Source organism: Methylobacterium sp. AC832 (assembly GCF_979256025.1).
The window spans coordinates 686,862-709,248 of record NZ_CEEDMV010000001.1 but is presented as its reverse complement, the minus strand read 5'-3'; the positions used below and the strand labels follow the sequence as shown (position 1 = coordinate 709,248).

Below are 22,387 nucleotides of genomic sequence, written 5' to 3'. Positions count from 1 at the left end.
ATACGATGAAGATCAGGACTGGGTTCGACATCGCCTTCGAATCGGTTCAGCCGACGCCCATGATTCTTGAACTGAGCGTGCATCCATCACGCATGCCGGATGTGATGACCCCACACGTCATCAGCTTCAACCCGCCGATACCTTTCCAGGAATATCGGGACGTCTACGACAACATCTGCACGCGCATCGTCACTCCGGTTGGCCGTCTCGACATCTCGGCCGATTTTACCGTTTACGATTCCGGATTGCCGGACGAATACGCTCCGCATGCGCAACAGATCGACGTACAGAACCTGCCGAGCGATGTCCTCGTCTATCTCCTCGGTAGCCGCTATTGCGACACCGACAAGCTGTCTGAGACGGCCTGGTCCCTCTTCGGAGGGACGATGCCTGGCTGGTCGAGGGTCCAGGCGATCTGCGACTACGTTCACGACCGCATCCGGTTCGACTACATGCTCGCCGATGCCACGCGCACGGCCTGGGACGGTTTCATGCAGCGCCAGGGCGTCTGCCGCGACTTCGCCCATCTGGCGGTTGCTTTCTGCCGATGCATGAACATCCCGGCGCGCTACTGCACCGGTTATCTCGGCGATATCGGCATCCCGCCAGTGCCGGACCCGATGGATTTTTCGGCATGGTTCGAAGTGTATCTGGACGGGCGCTGGTACACATTCGACGCCCGTCACAATACACCGCGGATCGGCCGCATCGTCATGGCGCGCGGTCGCGATGCCACTGATGTCGCGATCACCACCAACTTTGGTTATTCGCACCTTGCCCGTTTCGACGTGCATACGGACGAGGTGTACTAAATTCATAAGCTCACGTTAACGAGACGCGAAATCCGCGACCGGGGGTGGAACCACGCGCCTACGCCTACGCTTGTATAGCAAAGGTTACCGCACAGGTAAGGCATCCGACCATGAAGACGTTGGCGACCGCTTTTGCAGGCATGATGGGTGCTTGCATCCTCGCTTCCACCCCCGCTCTCGCCGCCTCCTCCTACGATCCGTTCGGAACGGGGGGCGACGATTACTATCCCGAGACCGAGTACAGCCAGCCCTCCTACGACCCTTATGGCTATCAGGGCACCGTCGGTCAGGGCGCGCAAGCAGCTCCGCAGGCCCAGGTCTCACCAATCCCGCGCGAGATCGTAACCTTCCGCGGCGCATACAAGCCTGGCACGATCGTCGTCTCGACCGCCGAACGGCGTCTCTACTTCGTTCTGCCGAACGGTGAAGCTATCCGCTACGGCGTTGGCGTCGGTCGTCCCGGCTTCACTTGGTCAGGCACGAAGACCGTTACCGCCAAGCGCGAATGGCCGTCATGGACGCCCCCGGCCGCAATGATCGCCCGCCGCCCCGACCTGCCGCGCTACATGGCGGGTGGTGTGGAGAACCCTCTGGGCGCCCGCGCCATGTATATCGGCAATACGGAGTACCGGATCCACGGATCCAACGAGCCCGACACGATCGGTCAGGCAGTTTCGTCAGGTTGTATCCGGATGACCAATGACGACGTCACCGACCTTTACGAGCGCGTGAAAGTAGGCGCCAAGGTCGTCGTCCTCAACTGAATTCCACGTCTCTGCAGAACAACGCCGCGTCATCCCAGGATGGCGCGGCGTTGTTTCTTTCCGGTTCGACCCTTACGGGACGACACGTCCCACCGCAGTCTGCGGTGAACTGAAGGACGCGATCGGCATGTCGCAGAAACAGCGCGCCCCGAGGGGACGAGGTCCGGGCAGCGGGCAGGAAAAGGGCTGCAGGCCGCTGATTCCCGACTGGACAGCATCGCAGTTCAAGCCGACGGCCCGGCGGGGCGGGGGCCCGCGATCCTCGTAATAGTCGCGCCGGGGCGCGGGGCGGTAGTAGCCGTCGTCATACTGGGCGCTGGCGGCGCCAGCGGATAGCACACCGGCCAGAGCGAGGGCCAACAGGCCGAAACGCTGGGCGGCGCGCAAAAAAGCAGGTCGCATGAAGGTTCGCCCTCTTCGACGAGCCCGAAATCCGGGCGGGGCGCCAGGGTTAGGAGACCGGCCGTCGCGGTGCAAGCGCCGTGTCGCACCTCGTTCGCTGCCGTCGCCGACGGGACTACGGCACCGGCGAATGAGGACCTTTCAAAGAACTGTGAGGGAGGCGATCGGCAGCCACGCTTCCAGTTCGTCGCCGTCGACGTCGCCATCCACGAACCAGCGGCACAGGGCCTTGTCGTCCACGATCTCGACGACGGTCATTGTCGCCTCGTTGTCGTCAGACCCCACGTAATCACCCGGCTTGATGGTCATCGATCCCCGTTCCCCCCGATCTCCGCTGCGTGGACATCCTAAGCTTTGGTGACTTGAGACTGTCGAGCAGGACTGCCGCACCGTCCCGGACAAGGTCTCAGGAGCGATACGGCAGTTTCATATGCCGTGCCGGCTCGTCTGAGAACCTGCCTCCGCCCTCGCTGCTTATGCTCGGATCATCGTTGGGAGCGACTCATCGAGCCGCACATTCGAAATCCGGGACGGGCACGGCACGCATCAGGCGGGCCTGACCAGGAACCCGACGATCCGGCGGACCAGGGGCAGGAGAAGCGTCGGGAACGCCACCACCCAGGACAAAGCCCAGGCCGGCGGCCAATGCACGAGGAAAGCCGCATCGGCCCCCAAGGTCTTGTAGGTGGAGATCGCCGAGACGACGAGCGTCATCAGCAGCGAGAGCACCAGCGGCATGATGAGCCACTGACTGCTCGGCGGCAGGCATCCGCGGAGGCTGAACGATTGCAGGCGGTTCATGAAAACCCGACGTCTGTACCGCAATCCGGGGCAGCGCTGACACCGACCGGAAGACGGATCGGAAAATGCGTTGCTTGACGTCAGACGCTTACGGCACGCGCTTGGCGCGGCGAAACTTGACTAGGGCAGCTTGGCCGGGAGCGTCAATAGCCGAATATCGAGCCGGGTCATCGCGTCCATCTTCAGAAAAACAATAAGGCCCGCCTCACCGTGCGGGCGGGGCGGGCCTCTATCGTCGGACGGATCAGATCCGTCGCATTTCGAAAATATCAGGAATTGGCGTTGCGAATGGCTTGCTCGGCATCGGCGCCGGCCTTGCGAGCGGCCTCGGTGCCCTGCTCCATCGCCTTGCGGGTGTTCTCAGCCGTCTCCTGCATCGCTGCCTTGGCCTTCTCGGCGCCTTGCTGCATTGCACTCTGCGCCATGCCACCGAACTCCTTGGCCTGGGCCTGGATCGCGGCGAACTGGCTGCGGACGAACTCAGCCTGATGCTGCATGGCTTCCTGCAAGTCGCGCGAGCGAACGAGCTTCTGGGCGAGGTCGAAGGCGGCATTCACGTTCTGCTCGGCGAACTCGAAGCCGCGCGCGGAGACGTCATGTGCACTGGTACGGGCCGTGTCGGCCGAACCCTGGACCGTGTCGGCGGTGCGACGAGCGGCGCCAATGAATGAGTCGAAGGCCTTACGAGCCTGATCGACGCTCTTCTCAGCGAAATCGCGCATTTCAGCGGGCACTTCATAGTTCGGGGTGTTGCTCATGTCCGTCTCCTCTGAACTTGCTTGTTGATCGTTTGTTGTGCGCTGCACAATAACACAGCGCCCGCTCTATGCCACCCTCGATCACGGCATTAAGGATGACAAAAGGTAAACGCGCATCGGCGGCGCTTGGTGTCTACATCCGCGGCGCGTTGCGGTTAAAAAAGGGTGCGAATCACTCACGTGTCACGCGAAACGGGTACGAATGTTCGAAAGACGGGCTGAAGAACCGATATCCGGCCCTGAACCGGACCTCGGCGACCTTATTAGACACTGGAGCGGTGATTCGCGGTTTGGCGCTCGCCTGAGCGGCCCAGACGCGGTGTGGCTTGTGCTCGACGGTACGGCGGAGCGAATCCTGCTGGCTTCGACGGCGGATGGCCTTGCGCGGTCTCTGAGCGACGGCGAATCGGGCCGGATCGACGACGCGATTCGCATGGGCGAACAAATTCGTCCGCGCGCCCTGCCGCTGGATCGGCCATCGCTGATGAAGCTGCGATTCGACACGCGGCGTCTCGGACAGGCCACGACCTGCCTTGCTTTGCGGACCAAGGATGCGTCGGGTCGTAATTGTGTGATCGTGGCGGTTCTCGATCGCCTGCCGGGCCACCGAGCCTCGCCTCAGAAAGGCGCAGGCGAACAGGAGCGCGCACAGGCCGATCCGACGGCAGCACCTGAGCCGCGTCCTTCCGCCTTCGAAGACACGTCCGCACCATTGGACAGCCGCGCGGTGCGGACTGGGCGCGTAACCTGGAAAAGCGACGCCGAGGACAGGCTCACGGACATTTCCGGACCCGCCGCCGCCTCAGTCAAACCCGTACTAATCGGAAGGACCTGGGCTGCGCTGTCACACACGCGCACGCTGCTCGACGCGGAAGGGCTCCTGCAGGCGTTGGCCCAGCGCCGGACCTTTCGTGCAATTTCCGTCACGCTGCAGGCCGATGGCATGCCGGGCGCGATGGATCTCGACATATCCGGTACGCCGATCCAACGCGGGGCAGCCGAGTTCACCGGGTTCAACGGCTTCGCCATGGTGCGGTCTTCGACCGCTTCATCGGAGAGTGGGTCGGTGAGCCCAGAACATGCGGACATCATCACCGACCTTCATCCTACCGATCAGCCTGTATCGGAGGTGGAGCCCGATGATGGAGCATCTGCCGATACTGCCGAGGCTGTGACGCCAACGGCCATGGAGCTCAGCGCCATGGACTTGGCGAGAAAAACGGACTCGGCGAGAAACGAAGAAACATCAGCTCTGCCCGTGGCGGAACCCGCTTTTGCGACGATCGGTGATGATCCGGCCGCTGCTGCGGTAAGAGATTCCTCCCCCGCTCTCCTTAACGTGGAGCCGTCAGGGGAAGAAACGACCGAACGGTCTGCGACCGGAACAGAGCCCCCTACGACTGACGAAGACGCCTGGACACCGTTGCACGACCCGCATTTGTCCAGCAACGAGCATGCGGCGTTCCGCGAAATCGCGCGGGCCCTGGGCGCGCGCTTCGCCGGCGATAGCATGCCCGACGATGAGGTTTCGGAGGCCAGGACCGGCGACGAGCGCGCCACCGGCGGTTCTGTGACTCCGTTTCCCACGGCGATGACGCGGTTCGCGGAGCCTGCATCGGAAGACCCCAATGCCGCCGTCAGCGCGACGCTGGAGCGGGTGCCCGGCGGCGTGATGGTCTATCGCGGCGACAGCGTCCTGTTCGCCAACAGCCACCTGCTGGCGATGGCGGGCTTCGCCGATCTGGCCGAACTGGCGGCATCGGGCGGCATCGGCAAGCTGTTCGGCGGCCTCGTCCCGCACGAGCGGAAGATCAACGGCACACCCGCCATCCTCACCGCCGCCTCGGGGCACCGCCTGAGCGTCGACATGCAGGCCTCCGAGCTCGATTGGCGCGGCGCACCGGCTCACCTTCTCCTCATCCGCGACGCCGTTGCCGGTGAGCCTGGCCGTGAGCGCGTTGCCCTGCAGATCGCCGACGCCTTCGCGGGAGCCCGAGCCGCCGATGCGCAGGCCGTTCTCGACAGCCTCGATGACGGAGTCATCACCCTCGACCGGAATGGGCGGATCATCGGGCTCAACCGCAGCGCGGCAACGACCTTCGGCCTCGACCCGCGCGAAGTCGTCGGTGCCGCCATCCTCAGCCTGTTCGCAGCGGAAAGCGCGGTAGCAGTGCTCGCCAGCGTCCATGGCATAGCCGGTTCGGGGCAAACCGTCCTCGCGCAAGCGACCCCGGATGTGATCGGTCGCACCGCCGCCGGCATGTCTCCGCTGCTGATCAAGGTGACCCCCCTCGCCGGTCGGGACGACGGCCGCATGGTCATGACCGTGCGGGACGTTCGCGCCACCAGACGTATCGAAGCGGAAACGTCGAACGCACGGCAGGCTGCGGAATATGCCAGCGCACGCAAATCGGATTTCCTCGCCCGGATCAGCCACGAGATCCGCACGCCGATGAACGGCATCCTCGGCTTCGCCGATATGATGCTAGCCGAACCGTTCGGTCCGGTTGGCCACGAGCGCTACCGCGACTATCTGGGCGACATCCACGCTTCAGGAACGCACGTCCTCAGTCTCGTCAACGACCTGCTCGACCTTGCAAAGATCGAAGCCGGCCGCCTCGACCTGACCTTCGCCGAGGTCCCCCTCAACGACGTCGTCACCCATTGCGTCGCGATGCTGCAGCCGCAGGCGATGCGCGATCGAATCGTCGTACGGACGAGTTTCTCCGACGACCTGCCGATGCTGGTCGCGGACGAGCGCTCGGTACGGCAGGCTGCGCTCAATATCATCGCCAACGCCATCGCCTTCACCGAGGCTGGCGGACAGGTCATCGTCTCCACCACCATGGCGGATCGTGGCGAGATCGCCCTCAGGGTCCGCGACACTGGAATCGGGATGACCCCCGACGAGGTAGAGACCGCCCTCGAACCGTTCCGTCAGATCGCCGTGGCGGCCTCGGCCAGGGGACGTGCGGACGGACGAAGCACCGGAACCGGCCTCGGTCTGCCGCTCACGAAGGCGCTCGTCGAGGCCAATCATGGCCGCTTCCGCATCGAGAGCCGGAAGGATGAAGGCACCCTGGTGGAAATGCTGTTTCCACCGCAGGCGGCGGTCAGAACGGCGTGATCAGCGTGGCGAGCCCAGGCTCGTCTGGCGGAAACGCATCAGGCATGGTGGACCGGCACGACGCCGCGTGCCCTTGGGCGATCGCCTAGCGGCGACCGTCGGCGAGCCAGATTAGGTACGAGCGTCATGACGAGACACGTCATGCGTCGGTTGACCGATATCGAGCAATCTCGCCTCGATGCGATAGTGGCCGAGTCCCAAAGGGCCAAGCCGACACTGTCGCCGCGTACCGAGCCAGGTGGTTCGCCTCCCTGAAACGGGTATTCTCACGTGGGTGCGAACGCTTGCTGGTCGGCAACCCAGGCAAGCGCCACCCGTTCTCCAGGTAGGTCTTGGAGAAACCCCATGCACATAACCCTCAGGCTTCTTTTCGCTGGCCTGCTCATATCCGGAGCGACAAGCGTCCTAGCCCAAACGGCGGGTCCGTCGCAGACGACCGGTCAGAACCTGGAATCGGCGGGCTCGTTCCGAAATATTGCTCCGACCGGCGTCACCAAGCCGCCCGGCGCCGCAGCTGCGCCCGACACCCGGCTACCCCCCGATGAGGCCCGCAAGAAGGGCGAGACCGAAGGTTCGGGGATCAAGGGAATCTGTATCGGCTGCAACTGACAGCCGGCCGATCATGGATCGAGAGTATTGCCCAAATTGGGGGTGCGGACGCAGGTGCATCCGCCCCCTTCGCGCTTGCGATAGGACTGTTCCTGCGCCTAAGAACGAGTTGGAAGTCCCGGCTGCGCGGTTTTCGCGATACGATCGGGCACCAGTAGGGAAAACGTCATGGACGAGAAGGTGGTCGACGTCCGCGCGACCTGGATCGACGGTGCGCATGTAGACGACGCCGGGTATCAGGCGATGTACAAGGCCTCGGTCGATGACCCGGCTGCATTTTGGGGTGAACACGGCAAGCGGATCGATTGGTCGACGCCTTATTCGAACGTCAAGAATACAAGCTTTGCTCCCGGCAACGTCTCGATCAAATGGTTCGAGGACGGCAAGACCAACGTCGCCTACAATTGCATCGACCGTCACCTCGCGACGCGCGGCGACCAGGTAGCGATCATTTGGGAAGGCGACGACCCCAACGAATCCAAGCACATCACCTATCGGCAGCTTCATTCGGAAGTCTGCCGCATGGCCAATGTGCTGCGCAATCGCGGTGTCGGTAAGGGTGACCGGGTCACGCTCTACCTGCCGATGATCCCGGAGGCCGCATACGCCATGTTGGCCTGCGCCCGGCTCGGCGCGATCCACTCCATCGTGTTCGGCGGTTTCTCGCCAGATTCCCTGGCCGGCCGTATCGAAGGCTGTGCCTCGAAGCTCGTCATCACCGCCGACGAGGGTCTGCGCGGCGGCCGCAAGGTCGCGTTGAAGGCCAATGTGGATGCCGCGATCGCGAGGCTCGGTAAGGATGCCGTGGACCACGTCGTCGTTGTGCGTCGCACGGGCAGTAATGTCGCCATGGAGCCCGGCCGCGACGTCTATTACGACGAGGCCGCCGCCATGGTCACCGACGAGTGCCCGGCCGAAGCCGTGGAGGCAGAGCACCCGCTCTTCATCCTCTACACCTCAGGCTCCACGGGCCAGCCCAAGGGTGTGGTGCATACCACCGGCGGCTACCTCGTCTACGCCGCGATGACGCATCAATACGTCTTCGATTACCGCGAGGGCGAGGTCTACTGGTGCACGGCGGATGTGGGCTGGGTCACAGGCCACAGCTACATCGTCTATGGCCCGCTCGCCAACGGCGCCACGACCCTGATGTTCGAAGGCATCCCGACCTATCCGTCGACCTCCCGCTTCTGGGACGTCGTCGACAAACACAAGGTCAACATCTTCTACACCGCGCCCACGGCGATCCGCTCGCTCATGGGCGGCGGCGAAGGCCCGGTGAAGAAGACCTCGCGGGCCTCGCTCCGCGTCCTCGGCTCGGTCGGCGAGCCGATCAACCCGGAAGCCTGGGACTGGTACTACCGGGTGGTCGGCGACAGCCGCTGCCCCATCGTCGATACCTGGTGGCAGACCGAGACCGGCGGCATCCTCATTACGCCGTTGCCCGGTGCCACCAAGCTGAAGCCCGGTTCGGCCACACGCCCATTCTTCGGCGTGCAGCCGCTCATCGTCGATGCGGAGGGCAAGCCGCTCGACGGTGCCTGCGAGGGCAACCTCTGCATCGCGGATTCCTGGCCGGGCCAGATGCGCACGGTCTATGGCGACCACGAGCGGTTCGAGCAGACCTACTTCTCCACCTATCCGAACCTCTACTTCACCGGCGACGGCTGCCGCCGGGATGCGGACGGCTATTACTGGATCACCGGCCGCGTCGACGACGTCATCAACGTCTCGGGCCACCGCATGGGCACCGCGGAGGTCGAATCCTCCCTCGTCGCCCATCCGAAGGTGTCGGAAGCGGCCGTCGTCGGCTACCCGCACTCCATGAAGGGACAGGGCATCTACGCCTACGTCACCCTGATGGAGGGCGAGGACGGTTCGGACGAGCTGCGCAAGGAACTGGTGGCCTGGGTCCGCAAGGATATCGGCCCCATCGCCTCGCCGGACCTGATCCAGTTCGCCCCCGGCCTGCCCAAGACTCGCTCGGGCAAGATCATGCGCCGCATCCTCCGCAAGATCGCCGAGGACGAGTTCTCGTCTCTGGGCGATACCTCGACCCTCGCCGAGCCGGCCGTCGTCGACGACCTGATCGAGAACCGCCAGAACCGCGCGTCCTGATTGCGGGCCTCGCACAAGGAAGCGGCGCATCTCGAAGGAGGTGCGCCGCTCGCATTTTCAGCCGCCTCTCCCGCCTGTCCTGACGATATCGTGACCGTGCGGCACTTGCGCCGGCACGCCTCGCGACACGAGACAGGCTCGGCGGCATCGCACGCGCTCGCCTCCCATCGCCATAGTATTCGCCAAGACCGAGGCCCCGTTCAGAAGGGCCGAAGCTTCAGGGAAAGTTACGCCATGTCCGATATCGAGACTGCGCGGATCGCGCAGAATCCGCGTTTCAGGGAACTCGTCCACGAGCGGACCCGCTTCGGCTGGACGCTGACCATCGCGATGCTGCTCGTCTATTTCGGCTTCATCGGCCTCATCGCCTTCGACAAGTCGCTGCTCGCCATGAAGGTCGGGAGCGCCACGACCTCGTTGGGCCTGGTCCTCGGCGTCGCCGTGATCGTCTTCGCCTTCATCCTCACCGGCATCTACGTCCAGCGTGCCAACGGCCGTTTCGACGAACTGACTGCCGCCCTCAAGCGGGATCTCGGCCGATGATCCGCTCAGCCCACCCCATCGCTCTGGGTACCACCCTTGCAGTCATCCTCGCTGGCGCGGCCTACGCCGCCGGTCCGGATCTCGGGGCCGTCACGAAAGCCCAGACGAACTGGCCGGCCATCGGTATGTTCGCGTTCTTCGTGCTCTTCACCCTCGGCATCACTTATAAGGCCGCCAAGGGCACCAAATCGGCCTCTGACTTCTACGCCGCCGGCGGTGGTATCTCGGCCGGCACCAACTCGCTGGCCATTGCCGGCGACTACATGTCGGCAGCCTCATTCCTCGGCATCTCCGGCCTCGTCTATACGTCCGGCTTCGATGGTCTGATCTATTCCACAGGCTTCCTCGTGGGGTGGCCGATCGTGCTGTTTCTCATTGCAGAGCGGCTGCGCAACCTCGGTAAGTTCACCTTCGCCGACGTCGCCTCCTTTCGCCTCGACCAGACCTCGATCCGCATCATTTCGGCAGTGGGCACCCTCGTGGTGGTGGCGTTCTACCTGATCGCCCAAATGGTAGGCGCAGGGAAACTGATCCAGCTGCTGTTCGGCCTCGAATATCTCTATGCGGTCGTGATCGTCGGCGTGCTGATGATCGTCTACGTGGCGTTCGGCGGCATGAAGGCGACCACTTGGGTCCAGGTCATCAAGGCCTGCCTTCTCCTCGGGGGTGCCACCTTCATGGCCGGCGCAGTCCTCTACAAATACGGATTCAACCCCGAGGCCCTATTCTCGGCCGCCGTCGCCACTCATCCGAAGGGCGATGCCATCATGGCGCCGGGCGGCCTCGTCTCGAACCCGATCGAAGCGATTTCCCTCGGCGTCGGTCTGATGTTCGGCACCGCCGGCCTACCACACATCCTGATGCGCTTTTTCACCGTCTCCGATGCTCAGGCTGCCCGCAAATCGGTGTTCTACGCCACCGGCCTGATCGGTTACTTCTACATCTTGACCTTCATCATCGGCTTCGGCGGCATCGCCCTGCTGATGTCCGATCCGGTCTACTTCAAGCTCGATCCGGCGGGTGCGTTCGACAAGCTGAAGGGGATGCTTGGCGGCACCAACATGGTTGCTGTGAACCTCGCCAATGCCGTTGGCGGGCCGTACTTCCTCGGCTTCATCTCGGCAGTCGCCTTCGCCACCATTCTTGCTGTCGTGGCCGGGCTCACGCTCGCCGGTGCATCGGCGGTCAGCCATGATCTGTATGCCAGCGTCATCGCCCGCGGACGCACCAACGAAGCGTCCGAAGTACGACTCTCGAAGATCTCGGCGGTCGTCATCGGTATCGTGGCGATCTATCTCGGATACGTTTTCGAGAACCAGAACGTCGCCTTCATGGTCGGCCTCGCCTTCTCAGTGGCGGCGAGCTGCAACTTCCCCATCCTCACCATGTCGATCCTATGGCGGGGCACGACCACCTGGGGCGCACTGATTGGCGGATTCGTCGGCCTTTTCGCGGCTGTCGGAATGGTGATCCTGTCGAAGGCAGTGTGGGTGACGACCTTCGGTAATCCGGTGGCGATCTTCCCCTACGACAACCCGGCCCTGTTCTCGATGCCGCTGGCCTTCCTCACGATCTACGTCGTGTCGAAGCTCGACAATACTGCCAGGGCCAAGCGCGAGCGCGCATTGTTCGAACAGCAGTTCGTGCGCTCGGAGACTGGGATCGGAGCCGACGGCGCCCACGCTCACTGACGGTTCCAAGACCATACTACGATTGCGTGAAAGGGCGCGGCGGAAGCCGCGCCCTTTCTCATTCATGGCATCCAACCGGGCAGCGGTCCTGCCAATCGGCACCAAAGTGACACGTTTGCATAAAAACGTGAGTATCCCTGGGCCGTACGGCTTTTTCACTCTTGGGCGAAATCATGGCGTGAGGTAGCGTCGATCGCTCTCGTTTCCGTGAGCGGCAAGACCAATGCGCGCCAGGACTTGAGCGACTGCGAACGCCGACGCAGCGCCCAAGTTTCTGAAGTGATGAAAGCCAGGCCTGCAAAAGCCTGGAAGTAAAAAAATTTTGGAGGATTCCCCCATGTCTGCAACGTCAGCGGTCCCATTACCAAAGGAAGCCGCACGGCCCATGAGTGCCGGCGAGAAAAAGGTCATTCTGGCCTCCTCGCTCGGTACCGTGTTCGAGTGGTACGATTTCTATCTCTATGGATCGCTGGCTGCGATCATCGGCGCGCAGTTCTTCTCGGCCTATCCGGAAGCCACGCGCAACATTTTCGCCCTGATGGCCTTCGCAGCGGGCTTTCTGGTCCGTCCCTTCGGCGCACTGGTGTTCGGACGTCTCGGCGACCTTGTGGGCCGCAAGTACACCTTCCTCGTGACCATCCTGATCATGGGCATCTCGACCTTCGTGGTCGGACTTCTGCCATCCTACGCCACGATGAACGAGTACGGCGTCGGTTGGGTCGCGCCCGTGGCGCTGCTGGCTCTGCGCATGCTCCAGGGTCTCGCCCTCGGTGGTGAGTATGGCGGCGCAGCGGTGTACGTGGCCGAGCACGCTCCCCCCGGGCGTCGCGGCTTCTACACCGCCTTCATCCAGACCACGGCGACCCTCGGGCTGCTGCTGTCGCTGATGGTGATCCTGTTCACCCAGATCTACGTCAACGCGAACTACGCGCCCGTCGCCACCACCCTCGCTGACGGTTCGGCCGGGACGATCACGCCCTTCGCCGCCTGGGGCTGGCGCATTCCGTTCCTTGTTTCCATCGTGCTGCTTGGCGTTTCCGTCTGGATCCGTCTGCAGATGCAGGAGAGCCCGGCCTTCAAGAAGATGAAGGACGAGGGCACCGGCTCGAAGGCGCCGCTCTCCGAGGCGTTCGGCCAGTGGCGCAACGCCAAATGGGCGCTCCTCGCGCTCCTCGGCCTCACCGCCGGCCAGGCCGTGGTCTGGTACACCGGCCAGTTCTACGCGCTGTTCTTCCTTCAGACGATCCTGAAGGTCGATCAGTTCACGGCCAACGTGCTCATCGCCTGGTCGCTCATCCTCGGCACCGGCGGATTCCTGTTCTTCGGCGCGCTCTCCGACAAGATCGGCCGTAAGCCGATCATCCTCGGCGGTTGCGTCATCGCGGCGCTGACCTTCTTCCCGCTGTTCAAGGCGCTGACCGCGGCCGCCAACCCGGCCCTGCACGCGGCCCAGCAGAGCACGCAGGTAGTGGTGAAGGCCGACCCGGCGGATTGCTCGTTCCAGTTCAATCCGGTGGGAACGGCCAAGTTCACCAATTCCTGCGACATCGCCAAGGCGCTGCTCGCCCGGTCCGCGGTGAACTACACCACCGAGCCGGTCGCTCCCGGCACCAAGGCCACCGTCACCGTCGCCGGCAAGGAGTTCGCCGCCGCCGATCCGGCCTTCGCCAAGGATATCGGCGCCGCGCTCACTGCTGCCGGCTACCCTGGCGCTACCAACCCGAGCATCGTGAAGATCGCCATCGAACCGAAGGACGGCCTGTCGAACTTCGCCAAGATGATCGACATCTTCTCGGTCCAGAAGCTGACGATCATCGGTATCCTGACGATCCTCGTCCTCTACGTGACGATGGTCTACGGCCCGATCGCGGCGGCTCTCGTCGAGCTCTTCCCGACGCGTATCCGCTACACCTCGATGTCGCTGCCCTACCATATCGGCAACGGCTGGTTCGGCGGCCTTCTGCCGGCCACCGCCTTCGCTATGGTGGCCCAGACCGGCGACATCTATTTCGGCCTCTGGTACCCGATCGTCATCGCCCTCGCGACGGCCGTCATCGGTGCCCTGTTCATCCCCGAAACCAAGGACAGGGACATCTTCACCTGGGACGACCGCCCGGCACGCTAGAGTTCGGGGCGCAGAACTGGGCCGGGGCTCAACCCCGGTCCACCTTGAGCGAGTGCTTCAACGGCGTCGGTGCCTTGAAGACCCGATGCCAGTCAGGCGAAGAGACGAAGAAGGCCCTGTCGCGAGACAGGGCCTTCTTCGTTTGTCATCTCCGACGTCGTCGAAGGGTTCGACTTATGCCGCAGGGTTCGGTCAGACCTTGCATGAGGCCCTTGCCATCAGGCAGCCTCGGCGGGCTCCTGATAGGCCTGCTTCAGCGCATCGTGGTCTGCCATCGTCTGCCATGCATAGCGCATCGCAAATTCGGCCACCGCCTCGTCGAAGGCATCGCCCTTGCCGAGATAGCCGGCGATCATCGCTGCGTCCCCTGAGCGGGCATGGGCGCGGGCAAGCGTGGTTCCACAAAGTTGGGCATAGGCCTTGGGACCGCTCTCGGACATGATTTCGGCGACGGCCGACAGCTTCTTGTTCTTCAACTGACGGACATAGTAGGAGCGCCCACTCGCATCGGAATAGGCGGTGCCCAGGAACATGTCGCTCGCGGCCTGCATGATGCGCTGCCCGTCGATGACGCGCTGACCTTCGGATGCGAGGAAGAATGGGCTCAGGGCGAGCTGCGCCAGCACCGAAGGTCGGGCTTCCTTGATCTGCAGAAAGAGCGGCGCACCATCCGCGTCGGTATACAATCCCACGGCGCAGACCGTGCCCACCGAGCCGATCCCCACCACCTTGAAGGCGACATCGCGCTGCATGTAGCGCAGAGCCAGCAGGTTCCGGTCGGCCTGAAGGCTTTGCGGATAGGCGAGCAACGCGGCGGCCGCTTCCTGCACCGCCTCGGTCAGGCCGTTCGGCCCTTCATGAAAGACGGTCGGGGCCTTGTCGGCGATGCGCCACAAAGACGGATCGGCGCCGAAGCTCGCAGGATCGAGGTCCGGAGCATCGCCATGGCTGAGGCCGTCGGCGGTCTCGGAAGCCGCGTCGGACAGGAGGCGGCGGCACAGATCTCCGTCGCCGAGGCGACCGATTTCGTGATCGAGATCGATCCGACTGTGCCAGATGGCGAGCGGCGAGAGATGCGACAGGTCACGCATATGTTCGCGATAAGCCCGGACGCTTGCCCGAGCCGCACGATGTGCCCGGTCCTCGCCCTGAGGCAGGGCGGCGACGGCGACGCTGGCGGCGAGGCGCTTCACATCGATCGTGAAATCGACGTTCCAGAGCGTCTCGTCGAAATCGTTGATGTCGAAAAGGGTCTGGCCCTCGGCGCTGCGATACACGCCGAAATTGCCGATGTGGCAATCGCCGCAGGCCTGAACGGGAATGCCCGGAACCGGAACGCCCGCGAGGTCGGCGGCCATCACGGCGGCAGCCCCACGCAGGAACGCAAATGGGTTTGCCCGCATCCGCTCGTGCCGCAGAGGGATCAGCTCGAGCAACCTGCCCGAATCGTTCGCCCGGAGAACCGCGAGCGGATCGCGGTTCTCGGCAGGATACCAGTCGGCATGGGATTCACGGGGAACCGCATCGCGCAAGCGCTTACCGGCCGCTCGGCGCTGGGCGCGATCGGGGGAAGGAGAGATGTTCGTCATGGAAGAAAGCCTCGACAAGGCGATGCGCGCAGGCCGTTTGCCGCGCACCGCGCGGCATCAGTGCCGGAAGTGACGATGCCCTGTAAACACCATGGCGAGACCGGCTTCGTCGGCGGCCCTGATTACGTCGGCGTCACGCATCGATCCGCCCGGCTGAATCACCGCGGTGGCGCCGGCTTCCGCCGCCGCGATCAGGCCATCGGCGAAGGGGAAGAACGCGTCCGAGGCAACCACAGAGCCCTTGGCTAGGCTCTCCGCCGCTCCGATGCGCTTGGCGCCCTCCGCCGCCTTCCAGGCGGCAATGCGCGAGGAATCGACCCGCGACATCTGTCCGGCGCCGATCCCCACCGTAGCACCGTCGCGTGCGTAGACGATGGCATTCGACTTGACGTGCTTGGCGACGCGGTAGGCGAAGCGCATGTCCGCGTATTCCTGGCCCGAGGGCTCGCGCCTCGTCACCACCTTCAGCGTCATGTCGTCGACCACCGCGGCGTCGCGGCCCTGAACGAGGATGCCGCCGGCGAGGTTGCGCATGGCGAAGCCCTTGGCGCGCGGGTCGGGAAGAGCGCCCGCGAGGAGGAGCCGCAGATTCTTCTTGGCCGCGACGAGGGCGATCGCCTCCTCGGTGGCGTCCGGCGCGATGATCACCTCGGTGAAGATCTCGACGATGCGCGCAGCCGATTCGGCATCCAGTGTGCGGTTGAGTGCGACGATGCCGCCGAAGGCCGAGGTCGGGTCGCAGGCCAGAGCCCGCTCATAGGCCTCCGCCAGCGTATGACCTTCGGCGACGCCGCAAGGGTTGGCATGCTTGATGATCGCCACTGCGGCGGCGCGGGCCGGATCGAACTCGGCGACGCATTCATAGGCCGCGTCGGTGTCGTTGAGGTTGTTGAAGGATAGCTCCTTGCCTTGGAGCTGGCGGGCACTCGCCACGCCGGGCCGAACGAGGCCGGGCGTCCGGTAGAAGGCCGCCGATTGGTGTGGGTTCTCGCCGTAGCGCAGGGATTGGGCGAGCGTGCCGCCGAAAGCGCGGTAGGCAGGCGCCTCATCCATCTCGACATGGTCGGCAAGCCAGGACGCAATCGCGGCATCGTAGGAGGCGGTGCGGGCAAAGGCCTTCTGGGCAAGGCGCTTCCGAGTCGCCGCTCCGAGCGCGCCGTTGCCGGCCTCGAGCTCGGTGAGGATGGCAGCGTAATCAGCCACATCCACCACCACAGCCACGTCAGCGTGATTCTTCGCGGCAGCGCGAATCATGGCCGGACCGCCGACATCGATGTTCTCCACCGCGTCGTCATAGCCGCAAGGCTTCGCAATGGTCGCCTCGAACGGGTAGAGATTGACCACGAGAAGATCGATGGCGCCGATGCCGTGTGCGGCAAGTGCGGCCTGGTGCTGAGGGTCGTCGCGCACTGCGAGCAGGCCGCCATGCACAGCCGGGTGCAGGGTCTTCACTCGTCCGTCCATCATCTCGGGAAAACCGGTGATCTCGGCCACCTCCGTGACAGGAAGCCCCGCCTCGGTGAGCGCCCGATGGGTGCCGCCGGTGGAAACCAGGGCCACGCCACGCTCGGACAGCGCGCGGGCAAAATCCACGAGACCCGTCTTGTCGGAAACGGAAAGAAGTGCGCGGGCAACCCGCGCCTGATCATGCGACATCGTCGAGAACCGTCCGGCACAGAGCAAATCCTGCCCCTCAAAGGCGCGGGTACCACATGTGACGCCCTATCGGCTACCGCGCCGCGTCATCGGCCATGGGAGCGTCACGCACGGCGGGTTCGCCCCGCCCCGGCGCCTGTGCGATGTGCAGGAAGCGCCATCGCACCGGGGCGCCCTCCCCGGCCGTGACATACAGGACGATCTGGTCGGTTCGGCGCGCGCCGGTGAGACCCGCGAAATAGACGCTCTCCTCCAGCGCTACCGCAGCGCCCTCGGCCTCGAACCGCCAGACCTCCCCCAGGGGCGAGGCGAGATCGACCCCACCGCCGACCGCCGCATTGGCCGCGATGGCGGGATGCAGATGGAAGCGGATTGCCGCCTCGGGCGGACGTAGCCGGATCCGGTTGCCCTTATGGGCCACCGGAACGAAGGCATCCTCGCCTTCTAGCCCCGCCCCGTCGGGCAGGAGGCGCCAGCGGCGCTCATGGACGATCCCGAACTCGGCGGCATAGCCGTCATGGCGTCCGGCCAGGATCAACGTTCCGCCATCGCTCGTCCGCTCGGATTTGACGGCGCGCGGGCCGCGCACGAGCACGGGACCGATCCGCTTGATGAGCCAGTCCGAGGCCCAGCGACTGCCCAGTCCTTCGCTGGCACCGAGGAATCGGCAGGAGGACGAATCCCCTATCGTCGCCGTGGAATGGGCGGCGGTGCTGCGGGCGAGGCGACGCAATTCCGGGCCGCTCGCCGGAAGCCCGCAATTGATGACCACCCGCTGGGGGCCGCTCGACATCTCGAAGGAGAGACAACCGGCCCCCGCATTCATCGAGAAGGGCAGCGGCGGCGGCGCTCCCACATCAGCGACCAAAACGACACGGCCGCTTTCCAGCCGCTCGTAGCCGGAATTCGGCGCATGCATCAGCGGCTGCGCCAGGGCCCCGTCATAGACCAGCAAGGTGGCGAGATGGTCCGCCGCCGTTGCGCCCATGCCATTGAAATGGCTCAGGGACGCATCGCCGTGGCGCAGGAGCCGCAGCAACGGGAGCATCCGGTCGATCGCGTGAAGCAGAGCCTCCGGCGGGTCGAGGCTGCGGCTCAGGAAGCTTTGGCGCAGAGGCAGGAGATCGAGCAGGAGCTCCATGGCGAAGCGCGGATCGCGGCTGCGATGCCCGCCATCCGCCATGATCTGCCGATCGAGTTCGCGAGACAGGATGCGGGTGGCCCGGCGCAGGATCGGCTGGATGCCCTCGCAGCACAGGCCGGCATAACATAGCGCCACCACCGCCAAGAGCCGCGATTGCGGCGGCAGGCCACGGCGCAGGGAGCGTTCGAGGTCCCTTGCGCCGCGCCCGACGGCCTTGAGGAACGCCTGGTAGAAGGCATGGTCCGCGCCTTCCAGAACCAGCGGCGACTGACAGAGGAAGGAGATCAACCGCCGCGCGGCAACGGGGACGGGCGCGGCCAGAGTCTCATCGCCACGGCCAGCGATGAAATCCGCCACGAAGGCTCGGGCATTGGCTCGAGCCAGGGCCGTATCGGCGGCGCGCAGATGGCGCAGCCATCCGAATCCGTAGAACGCATCCGCCCATTCCGGTGACGGCGGCGCATAGTCGAACGGTGACCGACCGCTCACGGAAAGAGAGCGTCCCGCGAAAACGAAGAGGCCGGCATAGATGTCGTCGGCAAAGGTGGCGTCGCTAGTGCGCAGATCGTGCGGGGCGATGACCAGGGCGCTGACGCGCGCCCGCGCGAGCAGGTCTGGACTCGCCGTCAGGCGTGCGGACACACCCCGCGCCGAGCGGACGATCTCCCGCCCGACGAGCCGATAGAACCGCCAGCGATCAGCCCCCCAACCCACGCACACCTTTCCTCCAGCGCCCAGACCCGATTGGGCCCTCGCGCCAGATGTCGCCCATCACGAAAGCTAAGCCGTGCGTATTAACCAACGATTAAGGATGCCGACACTGCCCACGATGCATAGGCCGATCTGCGCACGGGTTTTTGCCTTCGAGCCGGAGCCATCCACTGGGGCGAGGCGTGGCACCAAGCTGAATCGCCGAACTGTATTTTTTGGCAAACTCGGCTGGAACGGTTGAATGCTGCACAGGTTATACACAGCGTCCAGCGAGCTTCTCCCCTGTAGCCTCCAGCAATGGCAGTGTGTCCATGACTGTCATCCCAGTCGCCAAGCGTGCCGGCCTCTTGATATCGGCAGCAGCGTTATTGTGCACATCTAGCGCAGCGATGGCGCAAAACGCTCAAGACCGTGGCTTGGGCGGACTTTTCGAGGCGCTGTTCTCTCCCGCCCGTCCTGCTGTCGAGCAGCAGCAAGCCGTCCCCGTGCCCCAATTTGAGCGCCGGCTTCCGTCGATCCGGCGCGAAGTCAGCCGCCCCCGTCCGAAGATCCGTTATGCCGCCCTGCCCAAGAGCGAGCCGCTGCAACTTCATATCGCCGAGCGCCAGATGCCGATCTCCATGTCTTCTGGACCGATGAACGCCCTGCTAAAGGATCCGACCCTACGTCCGGGCGACATTGTCGTGCTGAAGGATGGTGCGCGTGTCTTTACCGGCAACGAGGACAAGACTCATACGGTGCGGGATTTCGAGCCGGTGAACCGTTCCGCCTCGGTCGATCGCAAGACCAAGGCACTCCTGTCCATGATGATCGCACCGATGGGTGCATTGCCGCCCGACGAGGTGCGCAAGTTCATGGCGCGGCTGAAGAAGACCACACCTGCCAGCGATCAAAACAGCGATGCGCAGGTGCAGACCGTCTCCATGCGAATCATTACGCCGTAAGGTCGACACCGATACTGTTTTAGACGCCTATCTCAGATAGGTGACGCTGTACAAGGTCTTCCTCAGCTCGCTTTCCGTGACCCAGATGCGACCGTTGTCGCAACGTTCACGGATGCCGTCGCGCATGCGGCCGCAATATTCACCGGTATTGTCCTGGATTCTATACTGGCAGGCGCCCTCTACCTTGCGGCGGCCGATGACAGGGCTCGCATGATCGGCGAACAGGTCCGGGTCCTTCGGATCGCGGTCTTCGAGAAGGTACCAGCTGTACCCCACTGTCGGCACACGGCCGTGGTCGAGTGCGTAATCGACCATGGCCAGGATTCGGTCGAGTTTTTGCTTACTCGGATGACGGCCGGACTCGAGCATGTCCGCGAAATCGGCCTGGCTTGCCGCCACACGGTAGGAGACTGGCAGGAGGGGCACCGGCAGCGGCACACGACGGCAGACGGCCTCCACATGGGCGATCCATGCTGCGTTGAATGAATCAGCCCACCGCCCACGCAAGTGGGAAGCAGTTGCAGCCACCGCGCGAAAGCTCTGCCGCGCCGGGTGAAGTCTCGTCCGGTAGCGCAGCGAACGCAATGCCGGCATCACGTAGCGATAACCGTCATTGGACGGCAGGTCGCGGTCCTCGCAATACCCGCCGATGTTGTAGAGGAGCGCCGCCGTGTCCTCCTCACCGCCTTCGATCTTGTCGAAATACGGTTCCAGGGCTGGGTTACCGTCCTTGGTGACCTCGGCAGTATTGCGACTCCAGGCGATGTCGGCCCGGTAGGCCGGATGCGCACGGAGATGGCGCTTGAGATGCGGGTCCGAGATCGTCTCCAGCCTAACTGGGTCGGCGAAGTAGAATTTCGTCGCCACATCCAAGGGAGAGACCGGCCTGCCGACGCGGTGCGAAATCATGTCCGCCGTGGCATAGGCAAAGCAGATCGCGCTCTCACCCTGGTTCAGTGGCAGGTCCTTCGGTGAGGGCGAGATGCCTACATCCTGGGTCCCTGTATGGATCTCGAAAGGAATCGTCGCCGAGACCGAGGCGCAGGTCGCATTGCGGGTATAGGTCGGCGCAACCGGCAGGATTCGGCGGTCGATCTCGTCGGCCCCAGCTTGGCCGAAGAGAAGAAGCCCCCCGAACAGGCCGGCAATGGCATGGCGGGGGGCACGCACCGCGCGTCCTACGCCTTCCGAACCAGACGGCTCGCGAAGAACCCATCGATCCCGCCGCGCGCCGCAGGCGGCCCTTCCTCGCCGGTGGTCGTTTCGCCGGAGAGGTGCGAGGGCAGCGTCCGAAGATCGCCGTCGCCATTGATGAGTTCTTCGAGGCCGCCAATCTCCTCGACGCGGATCGGAAGCCGCTCGAAAGCCGGATTGCGTGCGAGGAAGGCTGCGACCTGCCCCTCACCTTCCTCGGGTTCCAGCGAGCAGGTGCAATAGACGAGACGCCCACCCGGCTTCACAAGGGTGGCGGCGCGATCGAGCAGGCGGCGCTGCAGACCGGCAAGGCGTCCGATATCGCCACCGGCCTTGGTCCAGGCGACGTCCGGATGCCGCCGGATCGTGCCGGTCGCCGAGCATGGCGCATCGAGAAGCACGGCGTCGAACGTGTCGGCATCGCTCTCGGGCAACTGAGTAGCATCGCCGATGCGGATTTCGGCCTTGAGGCCGAGGCGCGTGAGATTCTCCGTCAGACGCTCGAGGCGCTGGGCCGAACGATCCACGGCGACCACTTCCGCCCCCATGGCGGCGAGCTGAGCGGTCTTGCCGCCCGGTGCCGCGCAGAGATCGGCCACGCGCTGCCCCGGCCCGACTGCGAGCAGGCGCGCCGGGATGGCGGCGGCTGCGTCCTGCACCCACCACGCGCCCTCAGCATATCCGGGGAGTTCCGAAACCGCAGAACGGACCTCGTGCAAGCGGATGCTGCCAGTGGGAAGGGCGACGCCGCCGAGGCGATCGGCCCATTCCGCGGCCGGTCCACGCGGCGTGATGTCGATCGCGGCGCCCGAGAGATGAGCCGAGGCGATGGCCCGGGCAGTGTCGGGCCCGTAGGCGGCGCTCCAGCGAGCGGCGAGCCAGTCCGGCGTATTTTGCCCCAGGGGATCGGACGCCTCTGCGGCGATGGCCTCCCGCTCGCGGATCACCCGACGCAGGATGGCGTTCACGAGGCCCGGCGTGTGCTGAAGGTAGGGGTCACCCTTGGCGAGGCGCACCGAAAGATCGACGGCGGCATGGTCCGGCACGTTGAGATCGAGGATCTGAACGGCGCCGGTCACGAGGAGAGCCACGAGACGTGGCTGATCCGGCGGCAGGCCCTGGTTCATCCGAGCCGAAAGCATTCGCCGCAGGAAGCCGAGGCGGCGGAAGGTGGCGGTGGCAATGGCGCGAGCGAGGGACGCATCGGCCGCATCGAGGCCTGCGTCACGACCCGCCTGAGCGAGGGCGTCTTCGAGCGCGAAAGCCCGTCCCTGAACGAGGAGATCGGCCACGGCGGCATGCGCCACCTGCCGGGCGGCGAGGCCCGGAACGGTGCGGTCGATCGTCGTCGTCGGCCCGTCCGCGTTGCGGCGTGTCGCCATGAATGCCACTTTCCGTC

17 protein-coding genes are annotated in these 22,387 nt (G+C 64.6%); 8 read left to right on the top strand and 9 right to left on the bottom strand.

Translation table 11 applies throughout. The features are described 5' to 3' along the window. Positions 1-5: 5 nt before the first annotated feature. Positions 6-812 (top strand): transglutaminase-like domain-containing protein, encoded by an 807-nt coding sequence (locus tag AC0IXR_RS03305; protein WP_056432473.1) that lies wholly within the window; start codon positions 6-8, stop codon positions 810-812. Between the two features lie 110 nt (positions 813-922). Beyond that, positions 923-1,576 carry a L,D-transpeptidase gene (locus AC0IXR_RS03300; protein WP_056432195.1) on the top strand — a complete coding sequence of 218 codons (654 nt, stop codon included), beginning with the start codon at positions 923-925 and terminating at the stop codon, positions 1,574-1,576. A 72-nt stretch (positions 1,577-1,648) separates the two neighbouring features. On the opposite strand, the gene AC0IXR_RS03295 is transcribed toward AC0IXR_RS03300, so the two are convergent. The 4 genes from AC0IXR_RS03295 to AC0IXR_RS03280 form a co-directional block, all read right to left on the bottom strand. Then, positions 1,649-1,978 carry a hypothetical protein gene (locus tag AC0IXR_RS03295; RefSeq protein WP_156467902.1) on the bottom strand — a complete coding sequence of 110 codons (330 nt, stop codon included), beginning with the start codon at positions 1,976-1,978 and terminating at the stop codon, positions 1,649-1,651. A gap of 141 nt (positions 1,979-2,119) precedes the next feature. Then, positions 2,120-2,287, bottom strand: a complete 168-nt coding sequence (locus AC0IXR_RS03290) for a hypothetical protein (protein ID WP_187273350.1) — start codon at positions 2,285-2,287, stop codon at positions 2,120-2,122. A gap of 237 nt (positions 2,288-2,524) precedes the next feature. Further along, on the bottom strand, positions 2,525-2,779 hold the full coding sequence (locus AC0IXR_RS03285; protein ID WP_471759742.1) for a DUF2798 domain-containing protein: 255 nt from the start codon (positions 2,777-2,779) through the stop codon (positions 2,525-2,527). A 269-nt stretch (positions 2,780-3,048) separates the two neighbouring features. Further along, complete coding sequence (locus tag AC0IXR_RS03280; RefSeq protein WP_471759741.1) at positions 3,049-3,537, bottom strand: phasin; 489 nt, start codon at positions 3,535-3,537, stop codon at positions 3,049-3,051. A 1,438-nt stretch (positions 3,538-4,975) separates the two neighbouring features. Here AC0IXR_RS03280 and AC0IXR_RS03275 point away from each other — a divergent pair. The 5 genes from AC0IXR_RS03275 (at position 4,976) to AC0IXR_RS03255 (ending at position 13,750) form a co-directional block, all read left to right on the top strand. Continuing rightward, positions 4,976-6,664, top strand: coding sequence for a PAS domain-containing sensor histidine kinase (locus AC0IXR_RS03275; protein WP_471759739.1), 1,689 nt, complete (start codon positions 4,976-4,978; stop codon positions 6,662-6,664). 777 nt (positions 6,665-7,441) lie between these two features. Then, on the top strand, positions 7,442-9,391 hold the full coding sequence (gene acs / locus AC0IXR_RS03270) for an acetate--CoA ligase (protein ID WP_471759738.1): 1,950 nt from the start codon (positions 7,442-7,444) through the stop codon (positions 9,389-9,391). Positions 9,392-9,625: 234 nt separating this feature from the next. Next, entirely contained in the window at positions 9,626-9,934 is a 309-nt protein-coding gene (locus AC0IXR_RS03265) for a DUF485 domain-containing protein (protein WP_471759737.1), read from the top strand. Further along, the gene (locus tag AC0IXR_RS03260; protein ID WP_311274157.1) at positions 9,931-11,625 is read left to right on the top strand and encodes a cation acetate symporter; all 1,695 of its coding nucleotides are present in this window, start codon (positions 9,931-9,933) and stop codon (positions 11,623-11,625) included. The genes AC0IXR_RS03265 and AC0IXR_RS03260 overlap by 4 nt, the downstream gene beginning before the upstream one ends. Positions 11,626-12,010: 385 nt before the next feature. Beyond that, positions 12,011-13,750, top strand: a complete 1,740-nt coding sequence (locus AC0IXR_RS03255) for an MFS transporter (RefSeq protein ID WP_471759736.1) — start codon at positions 12,011-12,013, stop codon at positions 13,748-13,750. Between the two features lie 218 nt (positions 13,751-13,968). Here AC0IXR_RS03255 and AC0IXR_RS03250 read toward each other — a convergent pair whose 3' ends face one another. The 3 genes from AC0IXR_RS03250 to AC0IXR_RS03240 form a co-directional block, all read right to left on the bottom strand. Continuing rightward, positions 13,969-15,339, bottom strand: coding sequence for a DUF2252 domain-containing protein (locus tag AC0IXR_RS03250; protein ID WP_471759735.1), 1,371 nt, complete (start codon positions 15,337-15,339; stop codon positions 13,969-13,971). Positions 15,340-15,396: 57 nt separating this feature from the next. Further along, a complete protein-coding gene (gene purH, locus AC0IXR_RS03245; RefSeq protein ID WP_471759734.1) occupies positions 15,397-16,995 on the bottom strand; it encodes a bifunctional phosphoribosylaminoimidazolecarboxamide formyltransferase/IMP cyclohydrolase in 1,599 nt (532 codons plus the stop codon). A gap of 73 nt (positions 16,996-17,068) precedes the next feature. Next, a complete protein-coding gene (locus AC0IXR_RS03240) occupies positions 17,069-18,853 on the bottom strand; it encodes a heparinase II/III family protein (protein WP_471759733.1) in 1,785 nt (594 codons plus the stop codon). A 413-nt stretch (positions 18,854-19,266) separates the two neighbouring features. On the opposite strand from AC0IXR_RS03240, the gene AC0IXR_RS03235 reads away from it, so the two are divergent. Then, positions 19,267-19,794 carry a hypothetical protein gene (locus AC0IXR_RS03235; protein ID WP_471759732.1) on the top strand — a complete coding sequence of 176 codons (528 nt, stop codon included), beginning with the start codon at positions 19,267-19,269 and terminating at the stop codon, positions 19,792-19,794. A gap of 27 nt (positions 19,795-19,821) precedes the next feature. On the opposite strand, the gene AC0IXR_RS03230 is transcribed toward AC0IXR_RS03235, so the two are convergent. Further along, on the bottom strand, positions 19,822-20,964 hold the full coding sequence (locus tag AC0IXR_RS03230) for a hypothetical protein (protein ID WP_471759731.1): 1,143 nt from the start codon (positions 20,962-20,964) through the stop codon (positions 19,822-19,824). A gap of 8 nt (positions 20,965-20,972) precedes the next feature. Continuing rightward, complete coding sequence (locus AC0IXR_RS03225) at positions 20,973-22,370, bottom strand: RsmB/NOP family class I SAM-dependent RNA methyltransferase (RefSeq protein ID WP_471759730.1); 1,398 nt, start codon at positions 22,368-22,370, stop codon at positions 20,973-20,975. Positions 22,371-22,387 lie beyond the last annotated feature (17 nt).